The organism is Roseibium sp., from assembly GCF_965232425.1.
Classification (GTDB): domain Bacteria; phylum Pseudomonadota; class Alphaproteobacteria; order Rhizobiales; family Stappiaceae; genus Roseibium.
This window is the reverse complement of record NZ_OZ246971.1, coordinates 1,379,603-1,399,716: the sequence shown is the minus strand read 5'-3', so window position 1 is coordinate 1,399,716 and position 20,114 is coordinate 1,379,603. Positions and strand designations below refer to the sequence as shown.

Annotated in this window: 15 protein-coding genes; 9 read left to right on the top strand and 6 right to left on the bottom strand. The window is 59.1% G+C overall.

Annotated features, from left to right (window positions below; translation table 11 throughout):
* Positions 1–137 precede the first annotated feature (137 nt).
* The 6 genes from ACO08A_RS06400 to ACO08A_RS06375 all read left to right on the top strand — a co-directional run bounded on the left by ACO08A_RS06400 (position 138) and on the right by ACO08A_RS06375 (position 6,935).
* Entirely contained in the window at positions 138–1,574 is a 1,437-nt protein-coding gene (locus ACO08A_RS06400; RefSeq protein ID WP_422040342.1) for a UbiA family prenyltransferase, read from the top strand.
* A 5-nt stretch (positions 1,575–1,579) separates the two neighbouring features.
* Positions 1,580–2,881, top strand: coding sequence for an FAD-binding protein (locus tag ACO08A_RS06395; protein ID WP_422040341.1), 1,302 nt, complete (start codon positions 1,580–1,582; stop codon positions 2,879–2,881).
* A gap of 169 nt (positions 2,882–3,050) precedes the next feature.
* Entirely contained in the window at positions 3,051–3,488 is a 438-nt protein-coding gene (locus ACO08A_RS06390; RefSeq protein ID WP_422040340.1) for an EamA family transporter, read from the top strand.
* Positions 3,485–4,498, top strand: a complete 1,014-nt coding sequence (locus ACO08A_RS06385; protein WP_422040339.1) for an NAD-dependent epimerase/dehydratase family protein — start codon at positions 3,485–3,487, stop codon at positions 4,496–4,498. Before ACO08A_RS06390 ends, ACO08A_RS06385 begins: the two co-directional genes overlap by 4 nt.
* Positions 4,499–4,510: 12 nt before the next feature.
* The gene (locus tag ACO08A_RS06380) at positions 4,511–5,965 is read left to right on the top strand and encodes an aspartate aminotransferase family protein (protein ID WP_422041719.1); all 1,455 of its coding nucleotides are present in this window, start codon (positions 4,511–4,513) and stop codon (positions 5,963–5,965) included.
* A gap of 352 nt (positions 5,966–6,317) precedes the next feature.
* Complete coding sequence (locus tag ACO08A_RS06375; protein WP_422040338.1) at positions 6,318–6,935, top strand: VPLPA-CTERM sorting domain-containing protein; 618 nt, start codon at positions 6,318–6,320, stop codon at positions 6,933–6,935.
* A 113-nt stretch (positions 6,936–7,048) separates the two neighbouring features.
* Here ACO08A_RS06375 and ACO08A_RS06370 read toward each other — a convergent pair whose 3' ends face one another.
* From ACO08A_RS06370 to ACO08A_RS06360, 3 genes are all read right to left on the bottom strand, one after another.
* Positions 7,049–8,242: a hypothetical protein gene (locus ACO08A_RS06370; protein ID WP_422040337.1), complete on the bottom strand. Its 1,194-nt coding sequence runs from the start codon at positions 8,240–8,242 to the stop codon at positions 7,049–7,051.
* Positions 8,243–8,446: 204 nt separating this feature from the next.
* Positions 8,447–9,976 (bottom strand): lipopolysaccharide biosynthesis protein, encoded by a 1,530-nt coding sequence (locus ACO08A_RS06365; RefSeq protein WP_422040336.1) that lies wholly within the window; start codon positions 9,974–9,976, stop codon positions 8,447–8,449.
* A gap of 68 nt (positions 9,977–10,044) precedes the next feature.
* Entirely contained in the window at positions 10,045–11,163 is a 1,119-nt protein-coding gene (locus ACO08A_RS06360) for a hypothetical protein (protein ID WP_422040335.1), read from the bottom strand.
* A 168-nt stretch (positions 11,164–11,331) separates the two neighbouring features.
* Between ACO08A_RS06360 and ACO08A_RS06355 the strand changes: the two genes are divergently transcribed.
* A complete protein-coding gene (locus ACO08A_RS06355; protein ID WP_422040334.1) occupies positions 11,332–12,237 on the top strand; it encodes an ATP-grasp fold amidoligase family protein in 906 nt (301 codons plus the stop codon).
* 215 nt (positions 12,238–12,452) lie between these two features.
* Entirely contained in the window at positions 12,453–13,772 is a 1,320-nt protein-coding gene (ectB, locus tag ACO08A_RS06350) for a diaminobutyrate--2-oxoglutarate transaminase (protein WP_422040333.1), read from the top strand.
* Positions 13,773–13,995: 223 nt separating this feature from the next.
* Here ectB and ACO08A_RS06345 read toward each other — a convergent pair whose 3' ends face one another.
* Positions 13,996–15,042 (bottom strand): glycoside hydrolase family 5 protein, encoded by a 1,047-nt coding sequence (locus ACO08A_RS06345; protein WP_422040332.1) that lies wholly within the window; start codon positions 15,040–15,042, stop codon positions 13,996–13,998.
* Between the two features lie 183 nt (positions 15,043–15,225).
* Here ACO08A_RS06345 and ACO08A_RS06340 point away from each other — a divergent pair, with 183 nt between their 5' ends.
* The gene (locus ACO08A_RS06340; RefSeq protein ID WP_422040331.1) at positions 15,226–16,392 is read left to right on the top strand and encodes a glycosyltransferase family 4 protein; all 1,167 of its coding nucleotides are present in this window, start codon (positions 15,226–15,228) and stop codon (positions 16,390–16,392) included.
* Between the two features lie 31 nt (positions 16,393–16,423).
* Here ACO08A_RS06340 and ACO08A_RS06335 read toward each other — a convergent pair whose 3' ends face one another.
* A complete protein-coding gene (locus ACO08A_RS06335; RefSeq protein ID WP_422040330.1) occupies positions 16,424–17,689 on the bottom strand; it encodes a UDP-phosphate alpha N-acetylglucosaminyltransferase in 1,266 nt (421 codons plus the stop codon).
* A complete protein-coding gene (locus tag ACO08A_RS06330; protein ID WP_422040329.1) occupies positions 17,667–19,742 on the bottom strand; it encodes a GumC family protein in 2,076 nt (691 codons plus the stop codon). Before ACO08A_RS06330 ends, ACO08A_RS06335 begins: the two co-directional genes overlap by 23 nt.
* Between the last annotated feature and the right edge of the window lie 372 nt (positions 19,743–20,114).

Sequence of the window (20,114 nt, the reverse complement as noted above, 5' to 3'; positions counted from 1 at the left end):
CTAAGAAATTTCCGGTAGTTCAAGCCTTAAAGAGCACGTCATGTGTGCAAATGACAAAGGCAATCAGGGAAAGAGATCGCGCTCCGATGGCTCCGTAGAGGGTCACACGTCGAGTTGGGTCTCGGGGCAACTGCGTGATGGATCAGCGCTTAGAAACTTCAAACAGGGCGATCTACGTTGACCTGGACGGAACGTTGCTTCGCACGGACCTGCTTTGGGAAAGCCTGTTCCAGGCATTGCGCCGCAACCCTCTGATCGTGTTCTCGTTGTTCGGCTGGATTCTCAGAGGCATCGCCTACACCAAGGCCCGCCTGGCCGAAACGGCGGAGATCGACGTAACCGTTCTGCCCTACCGCTCCGAAGTCGTGACCGGGCTGGAAAGCCAGAAGGCGCTCGGACGGCGGCTGGTGCTGGCAACCGGGTCAAATGAAAAGCTCGCCCACGCCGTTTCGGAACATCTGGGCCTGTTCGACGCCGTCCTCGCGTCGGACGAAAAAACCAACCTGACCTCGGGGCGCAAACTGGCCCGGATCGAAGCCGAGGCGGGAGACCTGGGGTTCGAGTATTACGGCAACTCGCATCATGACGTCTGTCTGTTCGAAGCCGCGTCCGAGGCGGTTGTCGTGGCTCCGGACAGGGCGGCCGACCGGTGGCAGAAACAATCGGGTGCCAGCCGGATCGACGCGGGCGGAAGCCAGGCAAAAGCGGCGCTGAAGGCGATGCGGCCGCACCAGTGGCTGAAAAACACGCTGATCTTCGTCCCGGCGGTCATGGCGCACGAGATCTTCATCGGATCGGTGTTCCTGAGCGCCGTCCTGGCCTTTGTCGCCTTCTCGCTCTCGGCGTCGGCGATCTACATCCTCAACGATCTGCTCGATCTTGAAGCGGACCGCAATCACAAGACCAAGTGGAAACGGCCGTTTGCGAGCGGTGAGCTGAGCATCCCGAACGGCCTCGCTCTGGCTTTCGGCTCGATCGCGATGGCGTTCCTGATTTCCACGGCTCTGCCGATCGGTTTTGCGGGCATCCTGGCGCTGTATCTGGTCATCACGACAGCCTATTCATTTTCGGTCAAGCGCATGTTGCTGCTGGACGTGTTCGTGCTTGCAGGGCTCTACACGATCCGTGTGCTGGCCGGCGGCGTTGCCGCGAGCATTGAATATTCCTTCTGGCTGCTCGCCTTTTCGGTGTTTTTCTTCCTTTCGCTGGCACTGGTAAAACGGTTCACCGAACTGCAGCAGGTCGGCGAAATTGCGTCGCGGGAAGTTACGGGCCGCGGCTATCGGCACGTTGATCTCGAAACGATTTCTCAGGCCGGCATGACCTCGGGTTTCGCCGCTGTTCTCGTGCTTGCGCTTTACATTCAAAGTCCCGCGATCGAGCGCGCCTATTCCGTGCCTCAGATGATCTGGCTGCTGTGTCCCCTGATCCTCTACATCATCATGCGGATCTGGATCCTGGCCCGCCGCGACGAGATGCACGAGGATCCGATCGTGTTCATTTTGAAGGACTGGCGCAGCCAGCTGATGATCGGGTGCGGCGCGCTTCTGTTTCTTGTCGCCGCTGTCTGGTGAGCCCCATGAACGCACATGTTGAAAGCTGGGGCGGGTTGAGCGTTGAAACCTCCGGATTGTTGAAGCCGGAGGCTTTCCTCGATGACACGCGCGCATCCGGCGGTGCACTGCCCTACGGCAATGGCCGCAGCTACGGCGACAGTTGCCTGAATGCTGCCGGCGTCGCGATCGCCACACGATCAGCCCGCAGGATCCTCTCGTTTGACGAGACGACGGGCCTGCTGGAGGCCGAGGCCGGATTGCTGCTCTCCGAGCTCATCGATGCGGTCGCTCCGAAGGGATGGTTCCCCGCCGTCTTGCCGGGAACGCAATTCGTCACGCTTGGTGGTGCCATCGCGAACGACATCCACGGCAAGAACCATCACCGAAAGGGAACGTTCGGCTGTCACGTGACCGAGATACATCTGGACCGGACGGACCGAGGAGCGCTCGTCATCAGACCGGGAGATGCAACCGGTCTTTTCGAAGCGACCGTTGGCGGTCTCGGCCTGACCGGCCTGATCCGCAAGGCAACTGTCCAGTTGATGCGCGTCGGGGCGTCGTCGATCAGGCAGGAGACGACCCGCTTCAATGATCTCGAAGAATATTTCGGACTTGCTCAGGCAGTTGACGACCGGCACGAATATGCCGTTGCCTGGCTCGACTCGATCAGCAGGGGACGGCGTTTCGGACGCGGACACCTGATCGCGGGCGATCATGAAACGGAGGGCGGACACCCGGCTTCCGGGAGTGCGTCCCCGCTCAAGGTGCCGTTCACGCCGCCGGTCACCCCGTTGCAGGGACCGTTTCTCCGGCTGTTCAACGAAACCTACTTTCGCGGCGCACCGGCGGGTGTTTCCACCCGGACGGTCGGGTTTGAAAAGTTCTTCTTCCCGCTGGACCGGATCGGGCGATGGAACCGCCTCTACGGTCCGCGTGGCCTGCATCAGCACCAGAGCGTCATCCCGGAAGAGGCCGGTTTCGAGACGGTGAAGAAGCTGCTGGAGTGCACGCAGGCAAACCGGCACGGTTCGTTCCTGACGGTGCTGAAACGGTTCGGGCAGGTCCGAAGCCCGGGCTTCATGAGTTTCCCGCGTGCCGGCTACACGCTGACGCTGGACTTTCCTGACAAGGGCAGCCCGACCCTGCGGCTTCTTCAGGAACTGGATGAAATAACCCTTGCGGCGGGCGGGGCAATCAATCCCTACAAGGATCGCAGAATGTCATCTGCGACATTCAAGGCATCGTTTCCCGACTGGCAAAAGCTCGAGACCCTGCGCGATCCGGCGCTGCTTTCGGATTTCTGGCGCAGAACGGCCTTGAACTAGGAGGTTGTTATCAAAGAACAATTGAAATCAAATAAAAATCAATTCATTAAAGTAACGAATCGTTATTCATACGAAGGTGGGTAAATAAAAAGAGTTTCGAATTAATCTAATCTAATCGAATTGACGGGATAATCCGAATGATACACAGCGCGCGCGGAGACGGCCTTGCATGAATACCTACCTGCCTTTCATTCTGTTCACGGTTCTGACAAATGCCGCTGCGCAGATCATGCTGAAATACGGCATGACCCAGATCGGTGACTTCAGCTCGCTGCACAGCAATCTGGTCGTCAAACTGCTACAGGTTGTCTTTACGCCATTCGTGTTCCTCGGACTGTGTACCTTCGTGATTTCCATGGCGTCGCATCTCTACGTCCTGTCCAAGGTTGAGCTGTCCTACGCCTATCCGTTCCTGTCGCTCGCTTACGTCGTCGTCGCCGTCTACGCCTACTTCATCTTCCAGGAAGACCTGAACGCGATGCGGGTTTTCGGGATCGCGCTGATCTGCGTCGGCACGGTCTTCATCGCGCAGGGTGGCTCGAAACAGGACGCGGTGGTGGCGCAGGCAAAGGTTCAAACAGCTTCTCTTGAGGAGACCTCGAAGTGAAACATATCCTCTTTGGTGGCGACGGGTTCGTCGGCCGGCAGCTCGCGAAACGCCTTGCTGAAGAAGGCGAAGAGGTGATTGTCGCCGATATCGCGGATACGAACAGGCACATCTATGCCAAGGCGCGTTTCATCGACTGCGACGTGACGGACCCGGAGGCGATTGCCGCGGTGCCGATGTCGGGCGACGACATGGTCTATAACCTCTCGGCGAAAATGCTGTCGCCGATCCAGGTGCGCGCGAAGCGGCACGACTTCTTCTATCCGGTCAACTACCACGGCACGAAGAACATCATCGAAGCGATGGACCGCGCCGGAGCCGGCAGGCTCGTGCACTACACGACCGACATGGTCTACGGTCACACCGTCACCTATCCGATGACGGAAGATCACCCGGTCTCACCCCTTGGCGAATATGGCCAGTCGAAGCTGGATACCGAAACGCTTGCGCAGGAGTGGCGGCAGCGCGGCATGGACATCACGCTGTTCAGGCCGCGCCTCATCATCGGGCCGGGCCGTTTGGGCATCCTGACGAAACTCTTCAAGCTGATCGACCTCAACCTGCCGGTCCCGATGATCGGTTCGGGCAAGAACCCCTATCAGTTCATTTCCGTCTATGACTGCGCCGATGCGGCTTACAAGGCCTGGAAGGCCGGTGTCCCGAACGAGGCTTATAACCTCGGGTCGATCGATCCGCCGCCTGTGAGGAAGCTCCTGGGGGATCTCGTCAAGCATGCGAATTCAAGGTCGCTCCTCGTGCCGACCTGGGGCTTCGCGGTCAAGCGGACGCTCGACCTGCTCGACGCGCTGAACATGCCGATCATGGACCCGGAACAGTATCTGATCGCGGACGAGATGTGCGTTCTGGATGTTTCCAAGGGCGAGCGGCAGCTCGGCTGGGTTCCGGCGTACCGGGACGAGGACATGCTGATTGCAGCCTACGACGAATACCGCGCGCAAAAAGACAGTGGCACCGGCGTCGGACAGGGCACCGCCCAGCCGGCAGAATAGGAATTCCTGATGATGCAGAACACCGCACTCCGTGACGACTTCGAGCATTCCGGTGCAGACCTGCCAGATCCCGGCAAGCCGGACCTGATCACGGTCGAAGAGGCCAAGGCGCTTGACGCGGCGACAATGGCGGATCTCTTCAAGGAGCACATCAATCCCGGCCAGTTCCATTTCATGAAGCTGCTCGGGTTTCACAAGGTGAAGATCGAGACGGCCGAAGGCATGTACTATGTCGATCAGAACGGCCGGAAGATCCTCGATTTCTTCGGCGGGTTCGGATCGCTGGCACATGGCCACAATCATCCCAGAGTGATCGCGGTGCGCCAGAAGTTCCAGGAAGAAGGCCGCCACGAAATAGCGATCGCCTTCCTGTCACAATACGCCACGGCGCTCGCAAAGAACCTGGCCGCCTGTTCGCCCGGTGAACTGGACATGGTTTTCCTGGGCTCCTCCGGGTCTGAGGCCATGGAAGCGGCGGTCAAGGTGGCCGAACGCGCGTCAGGCCGGAAAAACTGCAAGATCGTGCACGCAGCCAACTCTTTTCACGGCAAGACCAAGGGCGTTCTGTCGATCACGGATTCCGATCTGTATCAGGGCGATTTCAAGCTCGTCGACAATCACATCAAGGTTCCGTTCGGCGATCTGGACGCCCTGACCCGGGCGATTGAAGCCGATCCCGATATCGGTGTGGTCGTTCTGGAAACGATCCAGGGCGGTGGCGGCATCATCTCCGCACCGGAAAGCTACTGGAAGGGCGTTCGCGCGCTGTGCGACAGGCACAACGTCCTTTGGGTCGCGGACGAGGTGCAGTGCGGGTATGGCCGCACCGGAAAGTTTTATGCCTTCGAACACTATGGCGTGGTTCCGGACGTGACCGCGCTGGCGAAATCGCTTGGCGCCGGCAAGGCGGCCGTGGGCGCGATGATCGCGAAACGCGACGTCTACATGAAGGCCTACGGGTCTCCGAAGACGGCCATGATCCACGCCCAGGCGACGTTTGGCGGGATCGGCGAGGCGAGCATCACGGCCATAGAAGGTCTGAATGTTCTCTACGACGAAGACCTTATCGAAAACGCCGCACAGGTCGGTGCACACCTGATTTCCCGTCTGAAACAACTGCAGCAGAAATATCCGAAGATCATCAAGGACGTGCGCGGTGAGGGGCTGATGGTCGGTCTCGAGTTCCAGGACTTCTCGAGGACCATGCCGGTCGTGCTGCGTCCGATGCTGTCTCTGCTGGACGAAAAGCTGAAAGGGTCGCTGTCCGGCTTTATCGGCGCGCAGCTTTTGCGGGACTACGACATCCTGGTGGCCTTCACGGAGTACAATCGCAACGTGATCCGCCTGGAGCCGCCACTCGTGTGCACGGCAGAGAATGTCGACACGTTCTGCGATGCCCTCGACGATCTTCTGTCCAAGGGCATTGTCAGCATCGTCAACGGCTTCATCAAGTCGCAGGCAGCCTGACCAGCCAGTCGGCATCTTGGGAACCAGATGAAGAAACCCGCTCCATCGCGAGCGGGTTTTTTGCTTTGCCGGGCAATATGCCCGCGCATCTTCCCTGCGAGGCCGGGCCAAAGCCGGAGCGGAAACTACACCTTTTGCGCGCAAAGACGAAATTGTGCCAGGTCGTTAACCATATTGACAAAAATTAGTTAAAAATTTGAAATATAATGATTTTTAAGAACAAAGAGTTCTGTACGCGTCGCCGTTGCTATGTTAAGAAACAGTTAAGATACAACTAAAAATTCGAAAGAGCCTCGCAGAAGGCTCGAACCCAACTGATCCAGGGCACGTCACGCATCGGTAGGAGTACCACATGAGAATCTTTGAACTGGCCGTAGCGGCTGCAGTTGCATTGCCGCTGGCTTTTGCCGGTGCGGCAAATGCCATGACGGTCACAGGCGACATCACCGAGGGCGGCCCGAACCCGCGCAACACGTTTCCGGGCGCAGACCTCGCCACCCCCGTGGGTGATTTCGGCCAACCCGACAACAGGGCTTTTCTTGAGCTCGACGGTGGCAACATCAATATCTTCGGCACGATCCAGCACAGAAACGACAATCTGTATCAGGACGCCTGGACGATGGTCGTGAAGAAAGTGACCGAAATCACGTTCTTCTGGGCACCGCATGAAGACAAGAACGGCACTTTCTCTGGCAGCCTTGTCTCCCCGTTCGGTGTTTTCAACTTCGGTCCGGATGCACTGGCCAACGGTGGAACGGTCGACAACAGCGAAACCGGCAGCGTCGTGCTCGGCACGTTGCTTCCGAACGTGGAATACGATTTCAGCGTTGATGCGACCACGTGGGGCACGGCGAAGGAATTTGGTCACTGGCAGGTCAATGCGACGGTCGTACCGCTGCCGGCCGGCGGCATCTTGTTGCTGACGGCTCTTGGTGGCATGGCGGTCTTCCGGTCGCGCAAGAAGGCCTGAGCCGGCGCTCACCTGTTGTTTGCACGCGGTCGGTTGACCGACCCGTGAGTGAAAGTAAAAACGCCGCCCCTTCGGGCGGCGTTTTTTTGTCTGTCAATGCAGTGAATGTGCTCTCATGGACCTGCCCGGTTGTCGCGGGCGTTTTCAAGTGAAAACACCGGCTTCCAGATCTCCATCAGGACCACCAGCAGCGGCAGCATGTAGGGCAGGTAGATCCGGTCGTCCGGGAGCGGGAAGGTGACGAACTTGCCGCCGATGCACAGCGTGATGGCGATAACCGCCGTCCATTGTCCCTTGGTGACGTTTGCGCCGTTGCGCAAGAGCAGTGCGAAGCCGAGGAGGAAGATCGCCAGCACCATCAGCCAGTTGAAGGCCTGCACGGTCCGGGCGAGATTGACCACAAGCGCCTTGACGTAGAGGACTGCGTTGAAGGCCGGGTCGAAGCCGCGCATGTCGTCCTGGTACTCGACATTCGAGAAATAGAAATGCGGCCACCAGCCCGGATGATCGGCGGAACTCGTGATCGGGAAATAGAGCAACAGCGCCCCGGCAAAGAGAGCGAGGTAGATCAGCCGGTCCCTGCCGACGGCGAGCGCGGCAAGTAAAAGCGCGAAGAAAAGCAGGAGCCCGTCCGGCCGGACCAGAAACATCATGAACAGGAAGGGGGCGGCAAGAAGAGGCCGCTCGCGGCAGACGAAATAAAGCGCCGGCAACGCAAAGGCCGCCATCATGAGGTCCGGCGTCGCCTCGCGCGCCGAAAAGGTGTATCCGATCAGCATTGCGGCCGGGCCGATGATCATCAGACCCTGGACGAAGTTCTGCCGGGCACTCCAGAAGAGAATGAAGAGCCCGATGGCCGCTGCCGAAACGGTTGAGATGATCGTTGTCGCATGCACCCGGTCGGTCACGGTTGCAAGCTGCTTGATGGCTTCGATGTAGCCGACCTTGACCCGGAACATCGGAAAAAGCGACACGAAATGCTCCGGCTGTTCGTACTGATTGACCCGGTAGGGGATGCTGGCCGTGATCTTGTAGAACTGCAGATCGGAAGCCGCTTCCTTCACTTCGCCATAGGCCAGCTTGTGAATGTCGTCCGGGCTTTCAAGCTGATCTTCGGCAGCGATCCCGACATAGGCCAGAATGTCCCAGTTATAGACCGGGTTGAAATAGGCAAGGGCAAGCGTGCCCAGCACGATCAGTGAGAAAACGCCTACCGAGAAGGCGTTCACCACCTCTTTCGAAACGACTTTTTGCGTCGCGTGGAGGACCGTTTCAAAACGATCGCCGAAGGTGTTCGTCAAGGACATGGCTCGAATGTGTCTTTCCGGTTGATTGGGCGCATGACTGCCGGTCCCCCGTCGCGCCGCCACAAAAGCCAGCCTGGTGCGGCTCGCATCCGCGATTGGCAACAACTCCAAGTAGCGGTCGATGGCGAGAGAATAGCGCCGGCGGCCTAATATCGCCTTAACCGGATCGATTGCAGGTGGGCGACAGGCGACGCAAGCCGGGTGCTACGTTGCTTTCAGGCCGCGCAAACGATCGCGGACGCTGGTCAACACCGGTTCGTACTCGGATTTCGGAACCGTGCGAAACGCTGCCAGCGCGCCGAGATAGACCACGGCGGCAGCGCTCACGGCAACCAGAAGTCCGGCAATGCCGTCGAACCTGGACAAAACGAGCGTGGCGGTGCCGGCACAAAGCAGGGCGGCGCAGATGCATTTCAGCAGCGCAAACACCGGGATCTTCAGCTGGAGCACGCGCCTGCAATAGATGCCGAGGATCAGGAGAAGCAGCACGCTTGCCGCTGCACGCGCAATCGCCGCTCCGATCGGACCGAAGGCGGGAACGATCAGGAGGAGCGCGACAGTGGTGATTGCGCACCATGCAATCGTCATGCGCAGCTCGTCGGCGCTGCGATCCTTGGCAAGGATCGCTCGGGAAATCACGGAGGAAAGCGCTTGCGCGATGGAAAAGCCGAGAAGGATCACGGCCGGCCAGACGGCAGGGCGGAAGTCTTCGCCGAAGACGAGGGGTATCAGTTCCGGCGCGATCGAGGCACCACCGATCGCGATTGGCGCAATCACGATTCCGAGCCAGCGTATCGTGCCCTCGAAGGCAGCCCGGATGGCCCTGTCGTCCTTTTGATCGTGGAGCACGCCGAATTGCGGAATAACGAATGCCAGGCTGAAAATCGCGAATTGCGCCACCATGCCCGACATGGTCAGCCCGATCGCGTAGTAGCCGACCTGGGTGAAGGTGAAAAAGAAGCCGATGACCGCGAGTTCGATGCGCGCGCCGAAAAGCGCGAATATGCTGCCCGAAAACCAGTTGTTGCGCGCGTAGAGCGCCACGTCGTTCGGCAGTTTGCGATCCGGGGGAGGGGGGCCGCCGATATATCGCCGGAGATCGAGTGCCTGCGGCAGATGACGGGTCGCATGGCCCAGGATGGCGCCGACCGGGCCAAGCACGAAGGCGCCTGCGAAGACCAGCACAGGTTGGACGAGACAGCCGACAAGGGTCATCGCCGCCGTCCGATCGAATTGGCCGAGACCCTGACCGGCACCGATGGCCATTGTTGCGTAAGCGTAGCTGAGGAACAGGACGGTCGTCGCGATCCAGACCATTGATCCCGGCATGTTGTCCTGGCTCTGCTGCCAGAGGGCGTAAAGCAGGATACCGCCTGCCATCAGCCCGGTTGTCAGCACGAAACGTCTGAGCAGGTTCCGGAAAAGCGGGCTCTTCCTGACGTCCGCGTCCGCATCGCGGGCAATGAAGCGAAGTGTGGCCTGCGGCATCCCGAAATCCGAGACCACGGTCGCGACAGACATGAACCAGAGCGCATATGCGACAATGCCCGTGCCTTCGACACCAAGCGTCCGCGCGACAATGATGCTGCACACGAAACCCATGAGCATGGACAACATGCCCGCGGAGGTGTTGATGACCGACATTCGCAGCATGGATGCCATTGGATCGCGCTTCGTGTCCCTGTCTCCGCTCCTGTTGACGAGCGGCCCGTTCTTGCGACGGAGAGTTTGCATCGCCGGAGTGGACCTGTTCGCGGCGATCGGCTCATGGGAGCTCCGATACGATGAATATCGGAATTCGCTTAAGATTTGATGAGCGGTTGATCCTGGTCGAGGCAAAGCAGATGATTGGCGACATCCTTCCAGTCAAGCACGCCCGATGCCTCATCGGTGAATGTCGACCCGAGGGCCGCCGTCATTGCCGAAACGATGGAGTCGGGGTCGCCGGGCTCATATCCGTGCCGGTTGATCTTGTTGCCAACAGCGAAGACCGGGCAGATTGCCGGCAGTCTCAGGTACTCGTACTGCATCAGTTTGAGGCTTGAATCCGCGAGATAGGCGGCATCCGCGCGCTGCCTGTAGGGCGCAACGCCCGCGTTCGCGTGTTTCAGGTACGGCAAGGTGTCCCGAAAGGGCATGCGGCCGTATTCGGTGACATTGTTGAATGTGCCTTCAATGCCGGGTGTGCCGATGAGGTGGAAATGAACATCGGGAAACGCATCCGCGGCGACGTCGAAAAAGGACGCATCAAACAGCATGGACCCGACCGTCGCGACATTGCGGCCCGTTTCATACGGGCTTGCGGATATTCCGTCGAAGTCGGCTTTCGACACCCCGTGCGGAACGAAATAGACAGGACAGCCGAAGTCCTGAAAGTGCGGCGCCATCGCCCGGGCCACGACCACGATGCTGTCGATTGCCTGCCTGTCGCGGTAGAGCTGTTTCGATATGAAGGTGTGCGCTCCGATCGTCTCGAGCAGATCCGCCACGAAATAGATTATTTTCGAATTTGGCGCTGACCTGCGGATACGACCGATCAGGGCCGCGGAAATCCCGGATTCCACGACAATCAGGTCTGCATCGCGCGCCGCGTCGTCAAGCGCCTTGCACGCGGATCGGATCCACCAGCGAAACAGGGTGTCGGTCAGGCCTTCGAACTTGCCGAGACCTCTGCCGAACGGATGCACCGGAGAACGCCAGAGATAGCAATCGATGCCATCCACGGTCTGCCAGGCATTGGCCCGGCCAAAGAGATTTTTCCGATGATCGTCGCTCACCATCGAAAGCGCACTGAAGCCGACGGAAAAGAACTGAACGGCTGCACCCAGATCCCGAAAGGCATCGGCAAGGAAGTGCCGGCCTGCGCGCCAACCGGTCCTGTAGTCGTGTCTTGAGATCAGGAGGATCTTCTGTCCGGTCACGAATGTCTCCCTGCGCACGATCGGGTGGCTTTGCCGTTAAGTCAGAAATTAACGCTTGTGTGCTTAAACGCGCTTCATACCGTTTGCATGCGCCCCGCATGCGCTGTGGAGACAATGACCATGTTCGTGTTGACAATGGTTTAAGGAGTGGGGTTTCAGGTAATCGAGATGGATAGTGTTGCGGCCGGTCCGAAGAAACATGCGAGTGTCAAACACAGGATGCAGCGTATCTTCTGGAGATTGATCTCCGTCTTTCCGGACAAGATCTATCTGACCTGGAAGTATTTCTCGATCTTCGGCCGCTTTCCCGACTGGAAATCGCCGGTCCGGTTTTCCGAGTATCAGCAGATTCGGAAGCTGGAAGACCGCAATCCCCTCTATTCCAAGGTCGTCGACAAGGCGGATGCCAAGGGCTACATCACCGAGCGGGTCGGTGACACGGTCGTGATCCCGACCTACTGGGTGGGCACCGATCTGGGATCAGTCGACTGGAAAACGGTGACGCTGCCGGCGGTTGTCAAACCGACCCACGCAAGCGGTGCCGGATTTTTCCTGCGCGGGCAAAGCGACATCGATGACCTGATGAAGCAGAGGCCGGAAGCCGAATGGCTGTCCGCCGACCATTCGCGGATCAACCGGGAATGGGCCTATTCCAACGTCGAGCCGCGCATCATCATCGAGAAGTGTATCGGTGAACCCGGTGAACTCCTGAGTGACTACCGGTTCTACAGCTTCAACGGCAATGTCGTGCATATCGAAGTTCGCACGCCCCGGCCTGACGGCATGTATGAAAGTGTCTATTCACCGGATTGGGAACGCCTTGCCGTTCACATGAACTATTATCCCCTGCTTGCAGAAGAATTGCCGAAGCCCGGCAAGTTCGACGCCATGCTTGAGATCGCGCGGTCCCTGAGCCAGGGACTGGGATTTGCCAGAATAGATCTCTACAACACCTCGGAAGGGATTTTCGTGGGTGAGATCACGCTCTATCCGAGCGGCGGTTTCGAGACGTTTGTTCCGGACAGCTACGACTTCAAGCTCGCGCGCTACTGGGACGAATTCGTCACTCAGTAATACCAAACGTCATAGATAGAAACCCATTTCACCGGGATTGTTTTCCCATTCAGGCTTAATCAAGTATTATGACCGGCGACGAATACATCGCAACGGTATTGCATTTTTTTTACTTTGATTTTTTTTCGAATTTTAAGACCCGGTCAGCATACTTCGTGAGTCTGTAACGCAGTTCGACGGTCGATACCCGGCCTTGCGCGATGACGGGGAATGGAATGAACATGCTGACTGAAGTGGATCCGGCTCACCGACTTGAATCGAACGTTCGCAGCTATGTTCGCAGTTTTCCCTTCCTGGCCAAGTCGGCATCCGGCAGCACGATCGTTGCCGAGGACGGCACCGAATACATCGACTTCCTCGCCGGTGCGGGTGCCCTGAACTACGGACACAATTGCAAGGTCATCCGAAACGCGCTGGTCGGCTACCTGTCCGACGATGGCATTACCCACAGCCTCGACTTCGCGACGGTCGCAAAGAACCGGTTCATCGACGCGTTCGACCGGTTGATTCTGCAGCCGCGGGGCATGAGTTTCCGGTTCCAGTTCTGCGGTCCGACGGGTACGAATGCTGTCGAGGCTGCGATCAAGATCGCGCGCAAGGTGACCGGAAGACGCGATATCCTGGGCTTTACTCACGGGTTCCACGGCATGACGACCGGCTCGCTGCAGCTCACGGACAACCCTTATTACAAGGAAGGTCTCCCGGATCTCGAGCAGCAGGTAATCACACGGCTGCCCTTCTGCGCGTCCTCCGAAGACCAGGAAGCCTCGATTGCGGCTATTGCCGAGATCCTTCAGTCCAGGTCGGACGGCGGGACCGCACCCGCGGCAATCATTGTCGAACCCATCCAGGGAGAGGGCGGCATCAACGTTGCGCCTATATCCTGGCTCAAGGCCCTCGAGGACCTGTGCCGGCAGTTCGGCGTGTTTCTGATCATTGACGACATCCAGATGGGCTGCGGGCGCACCGGCGACTTCTTCAGTTTCGAGAAGGCCGGGATCAGTCCCGACATCGTCGTGCTTTCGAAGTCGATCGGCGGATACGGCCTGCCGATGGCGCTCGTTCTCATGAAGCCTGAGCATGACGTCTGGAAGCCGGGACAGCACAACGGCACGTTCCGGGGCAACAACCTGGCCTTTGTTGCCGCGACCGTGGCCCTGGAGCATTTCTGGAGCGACTTCGAGTTTTATGACGAGGTCAAGGCAAAGGCCGAGCATATCGAGGAAAGGCTCGGTCAGCTTGTCGCAGAGAATCCGGCCCTTGAGCTGAGCTATCGCGGCAAGGGGTTCGTTTGGGGGCTGGAAAGCAGGTCTTCCGCGGACGTCGCGGGCCTGATCCAGAAGATGAGTTTCGAGCGCGGCCTGATCGTCGAGACATGCGGCCGTCATGACCAGGTCCTGAAATTTCTGGCACCATTGACGAGCACGCTGAAGGAACTCGATCAGGGTTTCGATGTCCTCGAAGACGTCTGCGCCGTCCTCAACGCCCGGCAATCCGGCACGGATCTCGGCCACAGGAGAGCCGCGGCAGGCTAGGGTACGGTCCCATAAATGAAGCCATTTTGCCGTCCTTCGGATTTGGCCGTTTTGACCATCTGCATCGTCGCGAAAGGCTTGAAAATGAAACACATTTCCTGCGCTTTCGCTCCTCGCAGTTGGTCAAAACGATCCAAACCAAATTGACTTCATTTATGAGTCCGTACCCTAGGGTCAGGACAAAGGGCCACGGCCAAATGATCCAGATTGGCCAGAAGAAGCTCTAACGGCCGGTCGACCCGCATTGCCCGGTTGATATATCTCCAGACGCGTCCCCGGATGTGTCGCTGGCCAGGAAAGGTGCTAGCACCTCCATCTGCGCCCGGTTCTGTCCATCGACAGGCTGCAGCGACAGGGGATAGTTGCCCCACCAGTCACCGGCTGCCCAGGCGGTCCACCCGATCCAGGTATCGCTGGTGTCGTTCAGGTAGCCCACCATGTCCCGGAGACCCTGGAGGCACTCCTGTGATGCGGTGCCGCCGAATTCACCCACGAAGCCCTTGTAGCCATGCTTTTCCATCCAGGCCGCGACCTGCTTCAGGGCGTCAATCGCATCATCGGCGCGTGGACAGCTGTCATGCGTTCCCGAGTAGTCTTCGTCGAGATACTGGTGAACCTCGAAGGCGAAATTGTCCTGCGGGTCGCGAATGGTCTCGGCATGTTCTGCATTCGAACCGCCCTCCTGCGGGTCGAACCAGTGTGAGGCCCCGGTCCATATTGTGCCGGGCACGAGCACCAGCTGGTTCGAGCCGGCTTGTCTGATGGCGTCGAGGCCGGCTTGCGCGGCTTCGAACCAGGTCTTTGCCAGGATATCCGCCGGCTCGTTCATCAGACCGAGGACGACCTTGTCGTTCGACGCGAAATACGGCGTCAGCCGCCGCCAGAAATCACCCAGCGCGTCCGCGCTGACCACGCCGTTCCCGATCCTGTCGCCGCGGTATTCGGCGTAGTTGTGCAAGTCGAGAATGACTGTCAGGCCCCGGCTTGTCGCCCCCTGAACCGTGACCTGCAGCCGCGCGAGTTCAGCCGGGTCGAAATCTCCGAAGAGCGCCGGCTGCAGCCGCTCCCAGCGGAATGGCAACCGGATCGCCGTCATCGATTCAGCCGCCGCCCAGTCGAGTGTCGTATCGGAGGGGTAGATGTACCCTTCGCCATATTTCGCATCCGGCCCGCCGAATTCGGCACCTGCAATGTTGACGCCGCGCAGGCAGCCGGTTGCCTGAACCGCTGTTCCGGAGAGCGCGAATATGAGTGCAAACGAGGTGAGCACGCGGACCGGAGCGCTCGCTCCTGTCCGGCGTGAGAAAAAGCGAACGTGTCGGGTCGGATGGTTCTGTTGCACGGAGGCCCTATCGGTTCCCGGATGATGGGTTGGATAAAGATCTTGTTGACAGGCAGGTGATAATGTCAATCCGGACACAGGCAGACAACACCCCTCAACCGGATCATTCAAATGGACGCAACAGGTCAGCGAGGCAACGTTCACGACGCTGCGCCGGCCCTTTCAGGCAAGTCCGTCGTCCATGTTGTCAGGCAGTTCTCTCCGAGCATCGGAGGGCTGGAGGATGTGGTCAAGAACCTGGCGCTTCAGCAAAAGGACCGGTTTGCAGACGTCAAGGTCGTGACGCTGGACCGTCTCTTTACCGACCCCGCCACCAGGCTGCCCGGCCATGAAATGATTGACGGCATTGATGTCGTGCGCATCCCGTATCGCGGCAGCTCGCGGTATCCGATCGCGCCCTCCGTTCTGGGCGAGATTTCGAACGCCGACCTGGTGCATGTTCACGCGATCGATTTCTTTTACGACTTCCTTGCCCTCACGAAACTTATTCACCGCAGGACGCTCGTCGCTACAAGCCACGGCGGGTTTTTCCATACGCGAAAGTTCGCCCGGCTGAAAAAGGTCTGGTTCAACACGCTGACGCGTCTGTCGACGCACCAGTACGACGCGCTCGTGTGCTGCAGCGGCAGCGACCTGGAGCTGTTCAACCGGATCGCACCCCGGAAGACGTCATTGATCGAAAACGGGGTCGACGTCGGCAAATTCGGGGATGCAGCAGCGCACAAGCCGCGGAAACGCTTGCTGACGCTTGGCCGTTTTTCCGCCAACAAGCGGCTGGATCGCTTGCTGGATGTGATGGCAACGCTGTGCGCCACGGACCCGGGTTGGCATCTGGACATTGCCGGCATGGAATCCGATCTGACCGGCGGCCAGCTTTTGGACATGGCCGAGGCACGTGGACTTTCAGAGAGTGTCGCAGTTCATGTCGGGCTTTCGGATGCCGGATTGAAGGCGCTGGCCGCGCAGAGCAGTTTTTTTGTCAGCGCCTCGGAATACGAGGGCTTCGGGCTCGTTCTGATCGAAACAATGAGCGCCGGTCTGCTGCCCGTCGTGGAGGCGAACGAAGCCTTCAGCGCCGTTGCACGCAAACACGAAATCGTCCGCACGGTCGACTTTGCCGACTGCCACCGGGCGGCTGATGCCTTGAAGGCCCGCTTCCAGGACCTGCGCGAACAACCTGACCTGCGCGAGAACGCCATCACCGCGGCGAGCGGTTATGGCTGGTCCGCCAAGGCACGCGAATATGAAGATCTTTACAGGGCCGTGATCCCGGCCTGAGCCCGGGCAAGCTGCACCCTGCTACCTGACATCATGAGCTGTGGCGGCCGCGGGCATCAACTGAGGCCCGGTTCCCGGCCCGCATCACGTCTGCAGCGCCTGCCGCGACCCAGAACAGGGCGGCCAGCTTGATGGAATAGAACGAATTGGAAATCGTCATGAGCAGCGCGATATAGGTCGCCGCGAGTGCCTTGAACTGGATGGCGCGCTGATCTTCGATCGGTGCGAACATGTAGGCGGTCCAAAGCGCCATCAGCCCGACGGCGCCAATCTGTGCAAGCGAATAGGCAAAGCCGTTGTCGGCGAGGAACGGGATGTTCCTTTCCACGCCGAACAGGATCTCCGGTGTAACCTTCTGGAGCAACTGGCTGGCATGAAGCAGGCGTCCTCCCAGATCGTCCGTCCAGCCAATGGTCGTGGACCATCCGCCATAGAGCGCAAGGGCGAACAGCACCAGGAGCGGCAGTGCCCACCAGCTGACCCGGGGCAGAATGCGCCCCAGTATGGCGGCGGCGATCAGCGCAAAACAGACGAGCATGCCGAAGCGGGCGTCGGGCAGAACGACTGCCACGAAGGCCGCCAGGAACATCAGCATGCGGTGCCGCATACCGCTTCTGAACAGCGCCCAAAGGCACAGGAACGCGCCGAAATTTCCCATCGTTACGGGTTCGAGAAACACCGAGGACGCGCGCACGTTGCCCAGAAAGGCGAGGAAATTCCGTCCGCCGATGCGCGTACTGGAAACGAACAGGTTGGATCCTTCGACGAAATTTGCATCGGCGGTCAGCGTTCCCCGCGCGACATAGTAGTCGAATATGCTGACGATGCGCGTGTAGATGTCCAGAAAGAGGAACTCGAAGAAACCGACCGCAAGAACAAGGATCGTGCAGATCCAGACCAGCCTGTCGGCGTCCTCGATCCTCCTGATGTTCCGCCCGATCATGTAAAACACGATCGGGATCAGGAAATCGCGAATGGCCTTGAGATCCAGCTCGGGGCGCAGCGCCAGTATCAGGCCCATGTAGCTGAAGTAGAGCAGCAGGAGCAGCAACAGGACGCTGTTGCGGCTGAAGACGAGGAACAGGGCCGCGGACAGCAACGCCATTTCGCAGAGAATGACAAGGCTCTCGGATATCCGGAAGGCGTTTGTGTTTACAACGGCCAGGGCGAAGTTGAAAAGCAGCGTGCCGGCAACGACCGCATAGACGCAACGGAGCCAGAGACGGTACTGCGCCGCGTTCTGCAGCTGTGGTGTCGGCCAGGACTGGCTCTGGTCATACGGGGTTGAGTACGACATTTCCGACGATCCGGTCGAACCAGGGTTCCAGGAAAGCTGCGGCGTGCTCGAATTCGGCCGAGTTGGTGTTACCGACGGCGGTGATCAGGACGATGCAGTCGCAGTGCCGCAGGAGAACCGGAAGCATCGGGCTCTCGTCGATATGCCCGGCATCGATGAGGAGGATGTCTTCTTGCGAGGATCCGAGATCCGCTCCGGAGGCGTATTTCTTGCGGGTGTCGATCTGTTCCACGCTGAGGTAGCCGGACAGTCCGTGACCGTAGCCGGTATGCATCGGCGGTACCGTTTCCCGCGTGCCGCCGAGTTTGGCAACGGCCTGGCTGAAAGCCTCGATCCGCGAATTCCGGGAAACCGGTTTTGCCTGCATCTCCTGGGCAGTGCCGCGTCCGGGAGATGTATGCGCAAACAGGATGTCTTCGCCCATGTCGTGCAGTTCTTCCGCAACACCGCGCACGAAGCCCGCGGTGTTGCCGGTCCGTCCGACCGAAAGCGCAAGAATGTTCGCCGGACGATTGTGGTCGATCGCATGCCGGAGCGCGTAAGCCACCCGTGCGCGTGCGATCGCGGACTTGTTCTGTTCGAAGGATTGCGGCTTGCCGAACAGGCGCGGCGACGGGATCCGCGTGGAGACGCCTCTTGCGGACGGGTTGTTCAGGTTGGCGAGGATCGGCGCGCCGGTCTGTGCAACCAGCTGCCGCTCCGTGACCATCGGTCCTTTAAGGACGGTCAGGGCGACGGCGCCTGAGGCAGCGACGGCAAATCCGAAAACCAGAGCCGCGGCGAGCACGACGATCTTCCGGGGGCCATTGGCGTTGGTCGGCACAGGGGCCTCGGACAGGATGCGCGTCGAATTCGTGTCGACGTCGGGCAGTTCTTCCAGCTCCCGGGAGCGTTTGAGAAAGGCTTCGTAGACGGCCCGGCTCGCGTCGGCTTCGCTCTGCAGCTGGCGCAATTCGATCAGGGCCTTGCCTTGAAGACTGTTTTGCGATTGCAGGTTCTTGGACTGGAGTTCGAGTGCATTGACCGTTGACTGCGCCTGTTCAAAGCGGCTGCGCACGGCCTGCTTGATGCGTTGCAATTCACTCTTGATTTCCCGCTGCGTATTGGCGAGCTGAGAGCGCAGTTCACGAAGCGTCGGGTGATTGGCACCAAGGGTGGTCTCGGCTTCCGCGACCTGCTGGGCGACCCTTGCATTCTGGACGCGCAACGAACTCAGGACGGAGTTCCCGGAACCGGACGGCACGGTTCCCGCTTCGACATCGGAGAGCGTCAGTGGCGCCATCTGGTCGTAGAGCGCCTTGGTGCGCTCAAGGTCGACGCGGGCATCCGTTATCTGCGTGTTGAGCGCTTCGATCTGCTGGTCGACGATCGACCCGCCGGAGGTGCTGATCAAACCCTGCTGCGCCTTGTAGGCCTCAACGGCAGCTTCCGCCTCTTCTACCCGCGCGCGCAATTGCACGGCTTGTTTCCCCAGTGTCGACCCGGCCCGGGCAAGTGCTTCCGTCCGGCTGCTGCGCGTCTGCTGGATGTAGGCGTTTGCCGTTTCATTGGCGATCGCGGCGGCAAGATCCGCATCCGGATGTGTGACCGTTATGGAAAAGACGAATGAATCGTCACGCCGGTTGACGTCAATGATCTCTCTCAGGCCTTCCAGCGTCGCGGTGCGCACATCGACCGATGACCGCGAGCCGTTCGCCGACCCACCGAGGACAGCGCCAAGCAGTCTTGCCTTCAGGCCGGGTCTCATGAAATCGGCATTGCCGTCCAGTTTCAGCGTATTGGCGACTTCGTTCAGAACCGCGGCCGACAAGATGACGAAAGCCTGGCTGTCGAGATCCATGCCCTGAAGGGCCTGATTGCCGCGAGATCCGGATGTATCCGCTCCGATGATCTGCACGCCTTCGGGCTGGATCAGCAATTCCGCGCTGGTCTGGTAGACCGGTGTCTTGAGGAATGCGTAGGCGAGCGCCAGCACTGCGAACACGATGGGGCACACGATCAGCCAGACGACATGGCGTCGCAATATCGCCGGTATCTCTGACAAGTCTATCATCGTGCGATCGAACTTCGGTTTCGCTTATGCGCCAGCGCGCTTTGCAATTGATCACGCCCTGTCCGTTTTGTCCCCGCGCGATCGGTCATCAGAACGATTGGTAAACAAACATGATTAACGCATCGCAAATGCATGGCCCGATTTCGGGAAAGGCCGGCACCCGTGTGAAAAAACCAACAACGAAATCTATCGAATTTTATCTTTAATGATACGAAGTATTAATAGTAAATATCTCAAGACTTTTCTTATTAAGCTATTTTAATTGTATTCGATCTAAGACAATACGATCCTGAATAAAGATAAGATGAAAAAGTGCATTCGATACAGTATGGCGCTCATTCAATGAACAAGGTGGACTTGAATCTTCCGATC